The organism is Acidiphilium sp. MT5, assembly GCF_054767495.1.
In genome coordinates this window covers 316,869-331,420 of sequence record NZ_BAABMR010000002.1, presented here as the reverse complement: position 1 = coordinate 331,420, position 14,552 = coordinate 316,869, and the positions used below count along the sequence as shown (strand labels likewise).

The following is a 14,552-nucleotide window of genomic DNA, read 5'->3' as shown; positions in this document are numbered from 1 at the left end:
CGACGAGCATAACATTATTCAGCAATTAAGGCGCTGGGCGTTCCACGGTTTGGCCGAGATACCAGTCCAGAATTTCAGCGCCGGTCCACATGACCACTCCCTGATGACCGAGGATATAGTCGTATAACGCTTCCAGATATTTAATCCGATGCGGCACACCCGTGAGATACGGATGGATCGATATAGCCATAACGCGCGGTGCCTCCTGGCCCTCCTGCCAAAGTCGATCAAACTGATCTCTGCCACGCCGCAAGATTTCGTCTGAAGGCTGCTGCTGAATCGCGGAGATTACAACGTCGTTGATTTCGACCGTGTAGGGCACCGAAGTGATAGGACCGTGTTTCGTGTGCAGCGCAATCGGTTGATCGTCAAGCACCCAATCAGCGACATATTCGATGCCTGCCTCTACTAAGAGATCGGCTGTCTCACGTGTTTCTGTCAAACCCGGACTCTCCCAGCCGCGGGGAGGTTTTCCGGTGAGCTCTGTGATAGCTTTTATCGTCTTCGCAATTTCTGCCCGTTGATCCTCTACCTTGTGCATAGGCTTTTGCACAAATCCATGCCCCATGAAATCCCAACCCGCGTCACGCGCCGCAATACAGACTTCAGGATAGAGGGTGCAGCACGTTCCGTTGACGGCGAAACTCGCTTTGATATTGCGACGCCCCAGCACATCAAGAAAGCGCCAAAACCCAACGCGCATACCATATTCGTGCCAAGCCCAGTTAGGTAAATCCGGTAGCAAGGCTTGACCCATCGGCGGCGGTAAGACAGTGCGCGGCATCGCCCCTTGAGGATCCCAATTCTCAACATTCACAATGGTCCATACAGCGATGCGGGCGTTATTTGGCAAGTGTAGTTTTGGCCGCATGGTGATGGGTAGATACGGCACACGGTCTCGAAAGCTGACGGTGTGAACCTGGTCTGGCTGGTCGCTGACGGTATTCATGCCATCACCTCGGTGGCTGGCAAACGTCTTACCGCCGATGCGATGATTTCATCGGTGGTCATGACTAAGCCGAAGGCTGTTCTGATACAGTCCAACCCGGCTTGGTGAAGTGCTTTTCCATCCATCGTATCAACACAGTCCTCAACAACAATCACATTATAATCTTTGACATTTGCCGATGCTGCCGTGGCAAGAACACAAGAATTAGTATTTACTCCGGTGATCAATACGGAATTTACGGACAATGTCTTGAGCACAAAATCCAGATCAGTTGCCATAAAACAATCATAGCGTTTTTTCGTATTGATAATAATATCTTCGGGCGACAATAATTTTGCCATCACTTCGCAACCGGGGCTTCCGACAATATTATGACGCAAGACATTTTTCCGGGTTGCCATCGGATCATCGGCCCGCATCCGCCAGAACGGATTTATTCTAATTTCCGTCGCGTCCCTATAGTGGGTGACAAGATGAATAACCGGGATGCCGACACTCCGACACCATCGGAAAAACTTATTATTGGCCGCAATAATCCGGTTGGCAACCTCGGGAGACGTCGGCATCGTCGCGACGGTCATGTCCAGATGGCCCCGATGCAGATCAATAGCGATAACAGCTGATTTATGGGTTTCAACAGCGTAATCCATCATTTTTCACTCCTAAATCGTTATGGTGGCACGACGAGGCAAAATCAAAAGCTTGGCGGGGTATTTACGAAAAGGACACGCGCACGGCCGGGACCCGGATTGTGGTACCCGTGAGGCAGACTGGATCTGAATGAAAACGAGTCGTTCAGGCCAAGATGATAAACTTGATCAGCCACCATAAGTTCAAGTTGACCTTCCAGCACAAGTCCAACTTCCTCACCGTCGTGGCTTATGGTGCCATCACTGCCACCACCGGCCTCGATCACATGGATATTACCCTGCAAAAGATGTGCTGGATCGTAAGGGATCAATCGCTCCATATACGTGCCGGAACCTCTGCGTAGCGGATCCATAGTGACAATTTGCCGTTCTCCTGCACGGCTAACGACTTTGTCCAGCGACTCGCCTGGCGTGGCGCACAATATTCCAACAGTTGTGTGCAAAGCAGCGGCAATTCGATGCAACATCGACAAGGAGGGTAGGATCCGGTCATTCTCGATTTTCGATAATAGACTTTCCGAACAATCGACCTTGAGGGCGACATCCTGCAATCGCAAGCCCAACGTCAGGCGAAAATGCCGGATCCGTAGCCCGATTTTAATCTGCGCAGACTCGGACGATTGATCGTCCGGGATTGGCGCTGGATCAGTGGTAATTCTGCCGATTGCGGGTTGGTGTTTCATATGCCTCATTACTGACCTCGTTTTTATATTGTCAACTTCCTTGATTTTTTGTCAAGTCACTTGCATAGTTCGGTTGCTCGTGGAACAATGTGATTAGATGATGGGCCTGCCTATAAGAATTAATCAAGACGGAGCTACAATAGATGGAAACCGAGACAAAACTGATCGATGCTAAATTCGATAATGTGAATCCTCATTTCGAACCGTATGGCTGGCTTCACTGGCCCCAGCATCCATGGATGTCATATCAATTCAGAAGAGCGCTTGGGGAGACACAGGAGGGTGGTGGTGCCGTAAGTGAATGCTTTCAGGCGGCTGCCAAAATGATCCCAGGGGATCGTGAGAGCTGGCACACTGAGTGGTTGATTGTTGCGGATCGCAATCACCGGCGAGGCGATATGGCGGCAGCAGGGGGACATATTCAAACTGCACAAAATTGCTGGCTTCGAGCTGCAAATTATTATCGTCATGCGGAATTTTGGCTTGGCGGAACCGATCCGCGCCGCCTGCGTTGCTTCGAGCAGATGGAAGCTTGTTCGAAGAAATTCCTGAGTCATTTGGTCGTTCCGGGTGAGGCGGTCGAGGTGCCGTATGAAAATGGTGTATCTCTATGTGCCTATTTCGTGAGGGCTCCCTTTGCTATCGCTCGCCAGCCGGTGCTGATCTGCATGGGCGGTTTAGACAGCATCAAGGATGAGATGTGGTTTATGCAAGCCCATGGCGCCCTGCAACGGGGGATTTCGGTGTTGATGATTGACGGGCCTGGGCAAGGCGGCACTTTGCGGCGCCACAAGGTGACGACACGCCATGATTACGAAGTGCCAATTGGTCGGTGCATTGATTATTTGCAGAATCGTGCTGATGTCGACCCAGAGCGAATTGCGGTATGCGGCTCCAGCCTGGGAGGATATTACGCTGCGCGCGCTGGTAGTTATGAGCATCGGCTCGCTGCTTGTATTTCGCACGGGGCCATTTGGAGTATTCAGGATCTTTGGGCTGGCGCCGGCGATGATCACGGGCTCGCCGATCATATTAAATGGGTGTTCGGTGCGAACACTATGAAAGACGCGCTGGAAAAGGCTGCTCCTTTCACATTGGATGGCGCACTCGACCATATGCGTTGTCCCTATTTGATTGTTCATGGTGGATTTGATGTTCTTGGTGTCGCGCAAGCGGCAAGAGTTCACGATTACGCCAAGTCAAAGGGCGTCAACGTCACCTTGCGGATTTTATCTGAAGATGAAACCGGTGCAGATCACTGCCAGCATGATAATCCAACGATCGGCCAGGAAATAATGGCGGATTGGTTAAAAGACCAGTTCGGCATTGATGAGCGGGTGCTGCGTCAATCAGCTATCAGTTAAGGAGTAGTTGACCATGAATCGATCCATTCGGCTCTCACCATCAATTGCAATTATGATATTTTTACTTATTGCGGCTACATATGTCGTAAACGCAATGGATCGAATTGTCTTTCCGATACTTCTACCTAGCGTGGCTCACCAGTTCGGATTTTCTATTGCTGAGGCAGGGTTTCTAGCAACGATTTTTACTCTCGGCCTTGGGATCGCAGGGCTGCCGGTCGGTTTCCTGTTCGATAAAATGTCCCGTAAGTCAATGACCGTGGTCGGCATCGTGGTATACTCGGTCTGCACCATCTTAACCTGCTTCTCGATCGGCTTTTACGATATGGCGGTCTATCGAGCGATCTCGGGAGTGGGCGAAGCACTTCAGAATGCTGCTATATTCACCATGGCAGGCGCGTATTTTTATAAAAATCGCACATTAGCAATCGGTGTCCTCAATGCCGCCTATGGTATCGGGTCATTCATCGGTCCACGATGGGGAGCGGCACTCCTCAAGAGTGCGGATAGCTGGCATTTTCCCCTTTATGTGTATGGTGGAATTGGCATTATCGGCGCGCTATTGATCTTTTTCCTTGTGCCGAAGCGATTTAGCGAGCAGGACGCAATTGCTAGTCCAACTGCAATGGTCTCCGAGAACCATATTCCAGATCACTTGCTGAACCGAAACACGATGATTATCGCCCTATCGGCTGCGTGTAGTGGAATGGCCGGCTTGGGTTATCTTGGCCTTTATCCGACGTTTCTTATTACCCAATTACATTTTCCGGTGCTTGCTGCTGGGGCCGCGGCGAGCATGTACGGGCTGGGCGCGCTGACAGGGGTTATTTGCGGTTATTCTGCAGACCGGTTGAACCAGAAATGGATTTCTGTCTTTGCTCTAATCATGCTAGCTATTGTTGGCTATCTGCTTTTTAATGTTGCTACCACGCCATTCGCTCAGGATATTCTGTCGTTCCTTGAAGGGTCGGCATTTAGTGGTTTCCTCTATGTCAATAATTATTCGTTAATGCAGCGCTCGGTGCGATCGGCTCTGACGGGTCGAGCCTCGGGCTTGGTGGTGAGCTGTGTTTATCTGCCGGCGGCTCTTTCCGGCTATTTGTTCGCCGAGTTACGGATTGCACTGGGCTGGGGGGAGGCGGCGTTATGGCAACTCACCCTCCTTCTAATTATTCCACTCATAGCAATGCTGTTTTTCGATTTGTCCCGCACCAGTTGTCCTATCGGATCCGTTCCCTTGGCGGAATCCAGCTTGGATAGAGGGTGAATCTCGCAATGGTAATTGATATTCACACTCACACTTTTTGCCCTTCAGTTGAAACGCTGCTGAACCAACACGGAGGCGCGCCGATAACGGCCTACCGCCGGGATATGTCGCCAGAAAGTCGTCATACGGACGCCGAGCAGGCGAAGCTATTACAGGCTCCGTTCAACGTCGTTGCTCGAAGGCTTGATGATATGAAACGGATGGGTATTGATCGGCAAGTGATCAGCCCTGCACCCGGCCAATTCCATTATGGTACGGGTCCGCTTATTGATCAGATATCAAGGATACAGAATGATCACGTAGCTTCACTTGTGGCTTCCGCACCGCATGTATTCCTCGGTGTGGGGACCTTGCCGATGCCCGACATACAAGCGTCGATCCGCGAGGCAAGTCGCGCTGTGCAACAGCTTGGGCTCCGCGGGTTCCAGATCGATACCCAGATAAACGAGATCGAACTTTCGGATCGCAGCCTTGATCCTCTCTGGGCCCATCTCGCACGGCTTGACGTCCCGGTGATCATTCATCCGCTCGGCTTTTCAAACGGACAGCGGCTTGGGCCATTTTTTATGGTCAATACTGTTGGGCAACCGCTAGAAGAAATTATTGCCTTCCAACATCTCGTGTTTGGTGGGGTTATTGATCGACACCCGGAATTAAAGGTTTTGATTTGCCATGGTGGCGGCTATGCGCCCTTCTATATCGGTCGTCTTGACCACGCATGGGCCCATAGGTCCGAACTTAAGCGGCTGACGGTCGATCCACCATCGGCTTATCTGAAGCGCTTTTATTTTGACAGCTGCGTTTTTCGAGCTGATTTGGTCGGCTTGCTTGTGACACTGGTTGGATCAGATCGAGTGCTAATGGGGTCCGATTATCCGTTTGATATGGGTGACCCAAATCCCGTTGCGGCATTGAATAACTGTTCCACACTGTCGTCTGCAACGCGCCAGATGATAATGGGTCAGAATGCTATGAAACTTTTTAGAATTACGGATGATGATCTGTAAACGATGCCGTGCAGTCGGCTGGACATGCCGTGACCCAGTCTGAATTGACTGTGCGATTGCAGGATCTGTCGCGCCGACCCGTAATCAAGTGATCAGCGCTATGCCGAAAATGCGCTTCTTATAAGAGGAGGATTGATAATTCATAACAATATACTGATCTCCTAATATACTGATCTCCTAATAGACTGCGGTCGAGGCAATTATAGAAGGGTGACCCCGCTTGTCGGTGTCTTGCAGTGGCCGCTTTTGTCGTTGATGCCAGGTAGTGGTGAACTATTCGCAGATTCCTACCCCACGCCCACCAACCCATCAATCCAGTCCGCCCATTTTTGTAGTGCTTCCCCCACTTCGGAGAGATAGCGCGACCGATTATAGGTATCGGCCAGACTGGAATGAATGGTGGCATGGTTGAGCACCGATTCGATGACATGGGGCAGGGTGCCCATCTCCCCCATCATCGTCGCGGCAGTGCGGCGTAAATCATGGCGGGTCCATCCCGATGTGCCGGTCGCGTCGAAGAGGTATTTTGTCACCCGATCCCAATTGCCGAGCGCACCTCCCGCCTCATTCGGAAATACGAGATCCTCTGGCCGCCAATTCTCCGGACGCCTCGCCATAATAAACTCCAGCACTTGGCGAGGCAGAGGGATGATATGGGGTGGCCTCTTCTTCCGAGATTTTGACCCAGCCCGCCTGGTGTCCTTGATCCGGGATGGGGGAATCGTCCAAGTAGGATGGCCTCCATCAACAGGATCGAGATAAAGTTCCGACCATGTCGCCCCGCAAACCTCGTTGAGTCGCGTTGCCGTATATAAGATCATCATCAGCGCGGCGCGGTGACCTAGATATTTTGCTTGCTGCGAGGCGCCCTCAGGGTGATTGGAGCCACCGCGTAATTCGATGATCAGCGCTCTCAGCTCGTCCGCGTTGAGAAAACGGTGCCTTTGAATCGTTCGACGCGGCTCATTAATGAGGGTGGTTTTGAAATCGACGTAATCACGGGCGGCACCCCATTTTAAGACGGGTCGCAAATAGGCGACCGCGCGCGATGCGGTGCCCAGCGCCGGATATGAGTCCGCCCCACGCTGAAGATCGGCGAGGCTGAGCGGAGAGGCGGGCTTATCCAGCAGGGGGCCAAAGACGATTTCAATGCGGTGGCGATAATCGGACCAGGTCTCGCTGTCGTGTTTCACGACACGGGTGAATTCATCCAATAGGCCCGAGAGGGTCATTCCCGCCGGCGCAGCAGTATGCTGCCGCAGCGCCCGCTTTTCGGCGGTTGGATTTTTACCCTCGTGGCGGACCTGATGCCGCGCAAGCGCCGCCTCACGCCTCGCGTCTGCGACACCGAGGGTTGGATACTCACCGAGATTGATCCGCACCTGGTTACCCGTGAGATCGCGTAGCTTGATAGACCACACGGCCCGTCCATCCCTTGTCGCACGGATTTTCAAACCGGGCGTCGCGGCATCGGTCAGTTCGGTGCGAACACCAGTCGCAGCATCTGCGATGATTTTCCTGATAGCCGCATCGGTCAATCTCACGGTCGCCATACTGTCACCTCGCTCTTCTCTGGGTCCCGTCTGGGTCCCGCTGAGCCCCTGACATCCCTAGACGTCCTTAGACATCTTTGGACATTAAATCAATACGAAGGAGCGGGAAACCTTGATTAAGTATCTGATATTAATAGAATAAAAATCTAAAAATCGATGGAAAGATGGGTAACCCTGACGGTATTCGAATCAACGATCTCAGGAATCATAATCCCTTGGTCGGTGGTTCAAATCCGCCCGCCGCTATTCCAAGTATGGTAACGAACTTCGCCAGATCGCTCTAAAAGCCCCCGTTTTCATTGGGTTTCTGGCAAAGTTCAAATCCAAAACTTCCCAAACGTTGCTAAATTGCCCTATTCCTAGTATGGGCAAAAGTATGGGCAGAGAACCAGTTCAAATCCCCCGACTGCGCCCCGGCGCCAAACTCCGCGCCGCGGATCTCGACAGCCTGCCCGATGGGTTTCATGGGGATGGCAACTGCCTTTATGCGCGGATCGGCCCCGGCCATGCCCGCTCTTGGGTCTATCGTTACCGCGACGGCGCGCGCCTGGTGGACGTGGGGCTGGGCTCGATGCGAAGCCTCACGCTCGCCGATGCGCGGGCGCGCGCGGCCCGTATCACCGCGCAGCGGCTCGATGGCATCGATCCCAGAGAGGCGCGGCAATCCGCTAAGGCCGCGCGCCGGGCCAGCGTCAAAACCGCGAAAAAAGAAGCAGTGACCTTCGGCGAAATTTTTGAGCAATACCTCGCCGATCACCGCGCCGCCTGGTCGTCCGAAAAACACGCTCAAAATTGGCGGGCGCAGCTTAGCAAGCACGCACTCCCGCGCCTTGAGCGCATGCCGGTCAGCAAGATCGATGTAGATGTCGTCGTGAGTATTTTGCGGCCAATTTGGACGACAATTCCCGAAACTGCCGGTCGAATCCGCCTGCGACTCGAAAAAATCCTTGATTACGCCAAGGTGCACGGCCATCGATCTGGCGACAATCCCGCGCGGCTCGCCGGCAATCTTGCGCTCATTCTGCCCAGCCACGCGCGCATCGCGCGCGTCGAGCATTTTGCGGCGATGCCCTGGCGCGAAATCCCAGAATTCTTTGCCCAGCTCGCCGCCATCGAGCCGGTGACGGCGAAAGCGCTCCAGCTGATCATCCTCACCGCGATCCGCACTAGCGACGCGCTCAATGCGCCCTGGCGCGAGATTGATTTTCACCAAGCGGTTTGGGCCATTCCCGCGGCGCGCATGAAGGCCCGACGTGCGCACCGCGTGCCGCTCAGCGCGCCTGCGCTTGCGATCCTCAGGGCGCTCGAATCGCTGGGCAGTGCGCCGGATGCGCCGATTTTTCCGAATCCGGGCGGGAAATTTTATTCCAATGTCGCGATTCTGGCGTTGTTGCGGCGGATGGGCCGACGCGATGTCACGGTGCACGGGTTTCGGTCATCGTTTCGGGATTGGATGAGTGATGCTACCGATTTTCGCCCCGAAATCGCCGAAGCTGCGCTCGCCCACGCCGTGCCCGATGCGACCGTTGCGGCCTATGCCCGGAGCGATTTTTTTGATCGACGGCGGGCGCTGATGGATCAATGGGCGGCTTTCGTGACCGGCGCGCCGTGATTTTGCTCCGCCCCGACGCTATCGCCGATGCGCTGGGTCTCGACCAGGCGGCGAGCGCGCACGCTGCGGCGCGACTAAACCGGGCGATTGTCGCCATCGGCGGGTATTTCGATGCGGCGACCGCCAGCGGAACACGCGAACAGCAGCGCGATGCCGCGCGCCGCGATGCGCGCCATTTGGCGGATTTGTTCGACGGCTTCAACATTTCAGCGCCTGGCGACGCGGGAATGATCCAGCTTGCGGCGCTCGCGTTCGGCACGAACGAAATCACGCCCGCTAGCCTCGCGTTCGGCGCGCGGCTTTTTTCGCTTCGAACAGCGCTTGATCGGCGCGCCAAAATCCTAAGTCATGCCCCGAAATTTAATTTGACTTTTCTCGCGGGCTCGCGTTGCGAAGCTGCCGGTGCATTAGACCGAATCGCCGAAGACGCCGCTTCAACATTTCAGAAGGTCGCGCCGATTTTGGCCGGTTTGGTTGTTTCGGCTTGCGACGAAAATGCAGATTGCGGCGCGCCGGTCGATTTCATTAAACAGGTTTTTTCTCCATTCCGCCAACCAAACGAACGGACTGCCACGAACGCCGTTCGCGCTGCCCGCGCCCTGTCAAGGAAAAAACAACGGGCATATTGAGGCGTTTCTTTTTTCCTTGTGAAAATAACGTTTTAGGCTGATCAAGAGCGCTCCGCAACGAAGGAGCAAACCAATGCAGCGCACAAAAAATGTCGATCGGCAGACGGCCCCGGATCAGCTCTTATTGTCAAAGCCAGAAGCGGCGCGGCTACTGGGCTTAGGCCAGGGAGCGATTGACAAATTGTTAGCGGCTGGCGCATTGCCGCGCGTCAAATTAATGGGGCGAACCCGCGTTCGGCGCGCGGATGTGATGCGCCTGGTCGAGTGCGGTACTGAGCGCGCAGCGTGAGCGAAAAACCGCCGATCGTGTCGATGCATCCAGGCGATAGCGGCAGCGTTGACGAAAGACCGACAATTTCGTTAGCTACCTGGGAAAAGAAGCAAAAGCGCGCGAAAATGAAATTTGTCGCGAGCGATGATTGCCCTGTCATACCGTTAGGCCATCGAGACGGCGTTTTTTTCTTTCTCAGCCGCGCCCGTGAACTTCGACAAATTGTCGCGTCTGCGCTGAGCAGACCTGCCGGAATTCTCGACCTGTTTGGGGGCGACATGACTTGGGTAATCGAAAATTTTTCATCCCGCGCGTCGGATGGCGGATTTTCGGCCATCGCCTGTGCGGCCTATTTGATCAGGGCATGTCAAAGCGTCGGCATTTTTTCCGACGCCGTGTCAATCCGGCGCGCCGGCGTATGGCCAGGCGATGCAAGCGGACCGGTGGCAAATTGCGGTGACGCCGTCTTCGCGGATGGTAAGCAGCTCGCACCGGGAACAAAAATCGGCAAGCAGATTTTCACCGCAGGCGCGGCCTATCCGCATCCGGCCAAGCAACCCGCACCCTGCGAAATTGCCCAGAACATCACGCGCGAAATCGGCGAGCTCTGGAAATTTCGCGATGACGGTGGCGCGATTATGGCGATGGGCTTAATCGGCGCGGGATTTTTGGGCGCGGCGATCGATTGGCGCCCGAACGGGTTCATCACCGGGCCAAGCAATGCGGGAAAGACATCATTGCTGGCGGTCTTGCGCGCCATGACCCCGCTGCATCATTATTCAACCGATACGACAAAGGCTGGAGTCGAATCCGCAGTAAACGGTCGCGCGATGCCTATTTATCTCGATGAAAGCTCTGATCGAGCTGATGCTGCGCAAAATCTTATTGACGTTGTGCTATCGGCGAGCTCTGGCACTGGCACCAAATTGCATCGCGGCACTGCCGATGGCAGCGGGCGCTCGATTGACGTCTGTGCGTCGGTCTTGATGGCGTCGGTTTCACCGCCAGCCATGCTCCCTCAGCATCGATCGCGGTTTGTGCTGATCGAGCTGATGAAGCCCGAAGCGGGCGCGGATCACCGGGCCGAAATGACGGCGCTCGCAAAATCATGCGAACGGGCTGCGCCTAGCTTGTTTGCGCGGGCGCTGCGCTCGCTTCCGCTCTTTGAGGCTAGTTTGGCGCAGTTTCGGGCGGCATTAGGTCGCGCCGGGTGCGTGGCACGCGAAATGGATCAGCTAGGCGCCGTTCTGAGCGGCTGGTGGTATCTGGTCGAGGACAAACCTCCAACAGTCGGAGCGGCTGATTCCTCGGTCGCTGCGGTGGCGCCGTTTATGCGCGGCGCCGATGCCATGGACGCCGAAGATGCCCCGCAAGCGGTGCTCGACGTGCTTTTTTCAAGCTCGGTGGCGCTTGATCGATCAACGGATCATGCCAGCATCGCCCGCCTGATCCAGCGCGTTTTGAGCGCCGATCCAGAGGATTTCGGCGAGCAAAAGGTCGCGCGTCGCACCCTTGAGCGCTACGGGTTGCGCGTTGTTTCGGCGGAGGCGCTGACCGCACGGAATCGCGCGGTTCAACGCGTCACGTCAGGCCGCGGGTTATGGGTCAATCCGATCGCTGCGCCGCTCGCAGCATTATTCGCAAAATCGAATTTCCAAGGCCAGCGCTGGCTTATTGAACTGCGCCGTCATCGCGACGTTCATGCCTGCGACGTCAATATTCGCGTTGGCGCACTTCCGCCTCGACGGTGCTTATGGGTCGATCTCGATGCGGCGTTGCCGCCAGATTGTGAAGAGGGGTGAAAAATTGTGAACCCGCTTACCACGAAAAAACCGTTTAATTTCAATGAGTGTGCATTCGTGCATTCGTGCAAGGAAAAAATCTCTCATAATGCGCGCAATGCGCGCGCATGCGCGTATAAGAGAAAAACTGTTCACAAAGTCACAAATGCACAAAACAAGCCTTTATATATATATCTTATTGAAAAATATAATAAAATAGGGAGCCGTTTTTGTGCACGGTTTGTGAAGTTGTGAAAACCGACGATGTGCAGGCGCGGTTGGAAGAGGCCGGAGCAACATTGCTGGCACTGCCGCGAACGGTGATCGGTCCCAGGTTTGCCACAATGGGCTGGGACGTCATTCACTCGGCAACTGAAGCATATGGTTGGAATGCAACGCGGGTGCGGCCTGCATTGCCAGACGGCACGGCAATCGATCGGATGGATGAGGCGCTTGCCTGGGTGGCAATCATTAAAAACCCAACCGTGCGGCGGGTGCTACAAGCGCGGCTGATGATTGATCCGGTGCACGGCGGCCACTGGTTTACCTGGCGGCAGATCGGTCGGATGCTCGGAGCAGACTACCGAGCGGTGCAGCGATGGCATCATGCGGCGCTTGTCGAGATCGCGACGGCACTAACTTCGGATCGCCGCGATGGTTAGGGGGGTGCCGGTTTCAATAGCTGGCGCGTTTTGCTGGCAACCGCGTTTCAACCCAACGCGCGCGCCCGCGATTTTGCAGAAAAACTTTTTTTTGCACGGTTTGGGTAACAACATTGCGGAAAAATGTTGGAAAGATTATTGCGTTTTGTTAGGTTTTTGGGCTGTTTTGGCGGGTTTTTTGCGCCAGTGCGGGGATGGTGAGCGTCACGCGATTGGCGGCCCGCTGGTGTGCGGGACGGCGCGATGAAAGATTTCGATCCAATCAATTTTGTGCGCGGCCTCGACGCGGTTTCGCGCGCGGACTTGCGGGCTGCGTTGATGGATCAGGCGCAGCGGGCGGCGGATCGCACCGCGCGCGATGCGCAGATTGCCGAATTTTGCGCCATTTTTTTTGGTGAGCGGAGTCAGCGCGGCGCGGCAATGGCGTTCATTGATGAGGCTTCCCGCTATCGGCGCACCGATTGGCCGCGCGACCAAACGCGCGGCGGTGTCGACCCGCGCGCTGGAAGCCGCCGCGTTCGGCTCTTTGCGATCATGCGCCTTTCTGGCGGTGAGCCTAACCGAATTCGAACAATTCAAAATATATTAGCCAAATCCGGCAAGTTTTGAAAATCGCGTGTGCAAAATACCCCCTTGCGATTGCACACTTTCCACAGGAGAATAAAGCCATGACCGAAAAAACGACACTTCAGAAATTGATCGATCTGGCCAGGCGGGCCGTTCCTAACAAGCTTGCGGATCGCGCCAGGGCCGTTCCCCTTCTCGAGCGCGCGATCTCGGAAGCGCAGGCCGGGCGCCGCGCCGCATTGGTCGAGGCCGAGCGCTTGATGGCGCGGCGGCAATCCGAAATTCTTGATCTCGATGATGATGAGATTTTCGAGATCGACAAGGCCATTGAGCGCGCCGAGCTTAGGGCTGAGCGTTTCGATCTGATCCTGCCTACGCTGGCCGAGCGGCTAAACGAGGCACGAAGCAAAGCGCGTCGTGCTGAAACCGAAACAGCAAAATCGCTCTATATTACTGCGCTTTCTTCATTCATGGAGTCTGCACAGACCACGGCACGGTTTGGTAACGACGTGATAAAATTTAGGGATGATCTCACGTCGCGGGGGTTCCGTGAACTGTTAGCGCTGCCTTCTATTCCAACGTTGGGTTCGGGTGCAATCGTCCTCGCGCCCGACATTTTGGAGCGCTTGGCGGATGAGCTCGACCGGATCACAAATAACGCGCGCCCGCGCGCCGAGCCTGAAACAGCGGCAGCGCGCGCCACGCCGTCGGCGCCGATTGCTGCAGCAGCATCGCCGCCAATCGTTGGCCGCACGCTCCCGCCGATTAACGAATTGCCGCTCATGGCGGATAATGACTTGCCTGTGGATACGAACGGCATGGTGAGGGTGTCGATTTTGCGCGCGGGCGTCGAAATCGATGGACAGCGATTAAGCGGAATTGTTGCACTGCCGAAAGAAAAAGCTCTGCCCTTGCTGCGGCGGGGCGTTGCGGATTTGGCGGACGAATGAGCAGCGTCCGCACAATCAAACTCGGAAAACTCCTGGCAACGGAGATCGCAGCCGATGAATCCGGCTTTGCGGGATCGATCGAACTGCGCGGGCGCGAAATCGCCGCAAGCACGCCGGTCGAGGCGCTGCTCAATCGACCATACAAACCGGCGCGCTCTGTGCCGCGTCCAGCGCCCGCGCCCGCGCTGATCGGCGCATTTGAGTTTTTGCGCTGCACCGCTCGCGAAGCGGCCGAGCTCGATGCTCGCGGCGCAGTCGCTTTGATCAATATGGAGACACCATGACAGTCCCAGCCGTCGCGATCGGTATCTTAAATAGCCAGACGATCGAGGCGGTGCCCGATTTGGTCGCGTATGTCGAAATCAACGGGGTTCCGACTGCGGGCGCGGCGATCATCCAGGTCACGCTCACGGAAAGCTACGAAATGCTGACCGCGCCGGGCTTGCCGAACAGACCGCCGGCGGGTTCGGTTTTTTCAGACACTTGGAGCGGGATGAATTTCGCGCCGGGCGATCTTATCTCGGTTTATGCCTTCGAGGGCGCGGCAATTCTCGCGGCTGGTGGAGGGGCTTTGGCATGATTTTCAGGTCTCTACCGGGTGAGATTT

General features: G+C 55.3%; 16 protein-coding genes and 1 pseudogene. 12 read left to right on the top strand and 5 right to left on the bottom strand.

Annotation, left to right across the window (positions count from 1 at the left end; all coding sequences use genetic code 11):
* Positions 1 to 25: 25 nt before the first annotated feature.
* Genes ACYUCQ_RS03675 through ACYUCQ_RS03665 form a run of 3 tightly spaced genes read right to left on the bottom strand, consistent with a single transcriptional unit; the run spans position 26 to position 2,282 of the window.
* Positions 26 to 949, bottom strand: a complete 924-nt coding sequence (locus tag ACYUCQ_RS03675; protein WP_460253147.1) for a polysaccharide deacetylase family protein — start codon at positions 947 to 949, stop codon at positions 26 to 28.
* A complete protein-coding gene (locus ACYUCQ_RS03670; RefSeq protein ID WP_460253146.1) occupies positions 946 to 1,602 on the bottom strand; it encodes a cysteine hydrolase family protein in 657 nt (218 codons plus the stop codon). The genes ACYUCQ_RS03675 and ACYUCQ_RS03670 overlap by 4 nt, the downstream gene beginning before the upstream one ends.
* Before the next feature lie 41 nt (positions 1,603 to 1,643).
* Positions 1,644 to 2,282, bottom strand: a complete 639-nt coding sequence (locus ACYUCQ_RS03665) for a cupin domain-containing protein (protein WP_460253145.1) — start codon at positions 2,280 to 2,282, stop codon at positions 1,644 to 1,646.
* A 143-nt stretch (positions 2,283 to 2,425) separates the two neighbouring features.
* Here ACYUCQ_RS03665 and ACYUCQ_RS03660 point away from each other — a divergent pair, with 143 nt between their 5' ends.
* Genes ACYUCQ_RS03660 through ACYUCQ_RS03650 form a run of 3 tightly spaced genes read left to right on the top strand, consistent with a single transcriptional unit; the run spans position 2,426 to position 5,920 of the window.
* On the top strand, positions 2,426 to 3,646 hold the full coding sequence (locus ACYUCQ_RS03660) for an alpha/beta hydrolase family protein (protein ID WP_460253144.1): 1,221 nt from the start codon (positions 2,426 to 2,428) through the stop codon (positions 3,644 to 3,646).
* A gap of 13 nt (positions 3,647 to 3,659) precedes the next feature.
* On the top strand, positions 3,660 to 4,913 hold the full coding sequence (locus ACYUCQ_RS03655) for an MFS transporter (protein ID WP_460253143.1): 1,254 nt from the start codon (positions 3,660 to 3,662) through the stop codon (positions 4,911 to 4,913).
* Between the two features lie 8 nt (positions 4,914 to 4,921).
* A complete protein-coding gene (locus ACYUCQ_RS03650) occupies positions 4,922 to 5,920 on the top strand; it encodes an amidohydrolase family protein (protein WP_460253142.1) in 999 nt (332 codons plus the stop codon).
* Between the two features lie 287 nt (positions 5,921 to 6,207).
* On the opposite strand, the gene ACYUCQ_RS03645 is transcribed toward ACYUCQ_RS03650, so the two are convergent.
* Together ACYUCQ_RS03645 and ACYUCQ_RS03640 are read right to left on the bottom strand one after the other, a co-directional pair.
* Entirely contained in the window at positions 6,208 to 7,134 is a 927-nt protein-coding gene (locus ACYUCQ_RS03645; protein WP_460253224.1) for a tyrosine-type recombinase/integrase, read from the bottom strand.
* A gap of 108 nt (positions 7,135 to 7,242) precedes the next feature.
* Positions 7,243 to 7,473: pseudogene (locus ACYUCQ_RS03640) on the bottom strand (Arm DNA-binding domain-containing protein); the annotation flags it as partial.
* Between the two features lie 376 nt (positions 7,474 to 7,849).
* Between ACYUCQ_RS03640 and ACYUCQ_RS03635 the strand changes: the two are divergent.
* The 9 genes from ACYUCQ_RS03635 to ACYUCQ_RS03595 all read left to right on the top strand — a co-directional run bounded on the left by ACYUCQ_RS03635 (position 7,850) and on the right by ACYUCQ_RS03595 (position 14,525).
* A complete protein-coding gene (locus ACYUCQ_RS03635) occupies positions 7,850 to 9,085 on the top strand; it encodes a tyrosine-type recombinase/integrase (protein ID WP_460253141.1) in 1,236 nt (411 codons plus the stop codon).
* A gap of 176 nt (positions 9,086 to 9,261) precedes the next feature.
* A complete protein-coding gene (locus tag ACYUCQ_RS03630) occupies positions 9,262 to 9,714 on the top strand; it encodes a hypothetical protein (RefSeq protein ID WP_460253140.1) in 453 nt (150 codons plus the stop codon).
* Between the two features lie 73 nt (positions 9,715 to 9,787).
* Entirely contained in the window at positions 9,788 to 10,003 is a 216-nt protein-coding gene (locus tag ACYUCQ_RS03625) for a helix-turn-helix domain-containing protein (RefSeq protein ID WP_460253139.1), read from the top strand.
* A gap of 260 nt (positions 10,004 to 10,263) precedes the next feature.
* Positions 10,264 to 11,787 (top strand): ATP-binding protein, encoded by a 1,524-nt coding sequence (locus tag ACYUCQ_RS03620; RefSeq protein WP_460253138.1) that lies wholly within the window; start codon positions 10,264 to 10,266, stop codon positions 11,785 to 11,787.
* Between the two features lie 245 nt (positions 11,788 to 12,032).
* Complete coding sequence (locus tag ACYUCQ_RS03615) at positions 12,033 to 12,428, top strand: DUF6362 family protein (RefSeq protein ID WP_460253137.1); 396 nt, start codon at positions 12,033 to 12,035, stop codon at positions 12,426 to 12,428.
* Between the two features lie 243 nt (positions 12,429 to 12,671).
* Positions 12,672 to 13,037 (top strand): hypothetical protein, encoded by a 366-nt coding sequence (locus ACYUCQ_RS03610; RefSeq protein ID WP_460253136.1) that lies wholly within the window; start codon positions 12,672 to 12,674, stop codon positions 13,035 to 13,037.
* A gap of 59 nt (positions 13,038 to 13,096) precedes the next feature.
* Entirely contained in the window at positions 13,097 to 13,945 is an 849-nt protein-coding gene (locus ACYUCQ_RS03605) for a hypothetical protein (RefSeq protein WP_460253135.1), read from the top strand.
* Positions 13,942 to 14,229, top strand: coding sequence for a hypothetical protein (locus ACYUCQ_RS03600; protein ID WP_460253134.1), 288 nt, complete (start codon positions 13,942 to 13,944; stop codon positions 14,227 to 14,229). Before ACYUCQ_RS03605 ends, ACYUCQ_RS03600 begins: the two co-directional genes overlap by 4 nt.
* Positions 14,226 to 14,525 carry a hypothetical protein gene (locus tag ACYUCQ_RS03595; protein WP_460253133.1) on the top strand — a complete coding sequence of 100 codons (300 nt, stop codon included), beginning with the start codon at positions 14,226 to 14,228 and terminating at the stop codon, positions 14,523 to 14,525. The genes ACYUCQ_RS03600 and ACYUCQ_RS03595 overlap by 4 nt, the downstream gene beginning before the upstream one ends.
* Positions 14,526 to 14,552 lie beyond the last annotated feature (27 nt).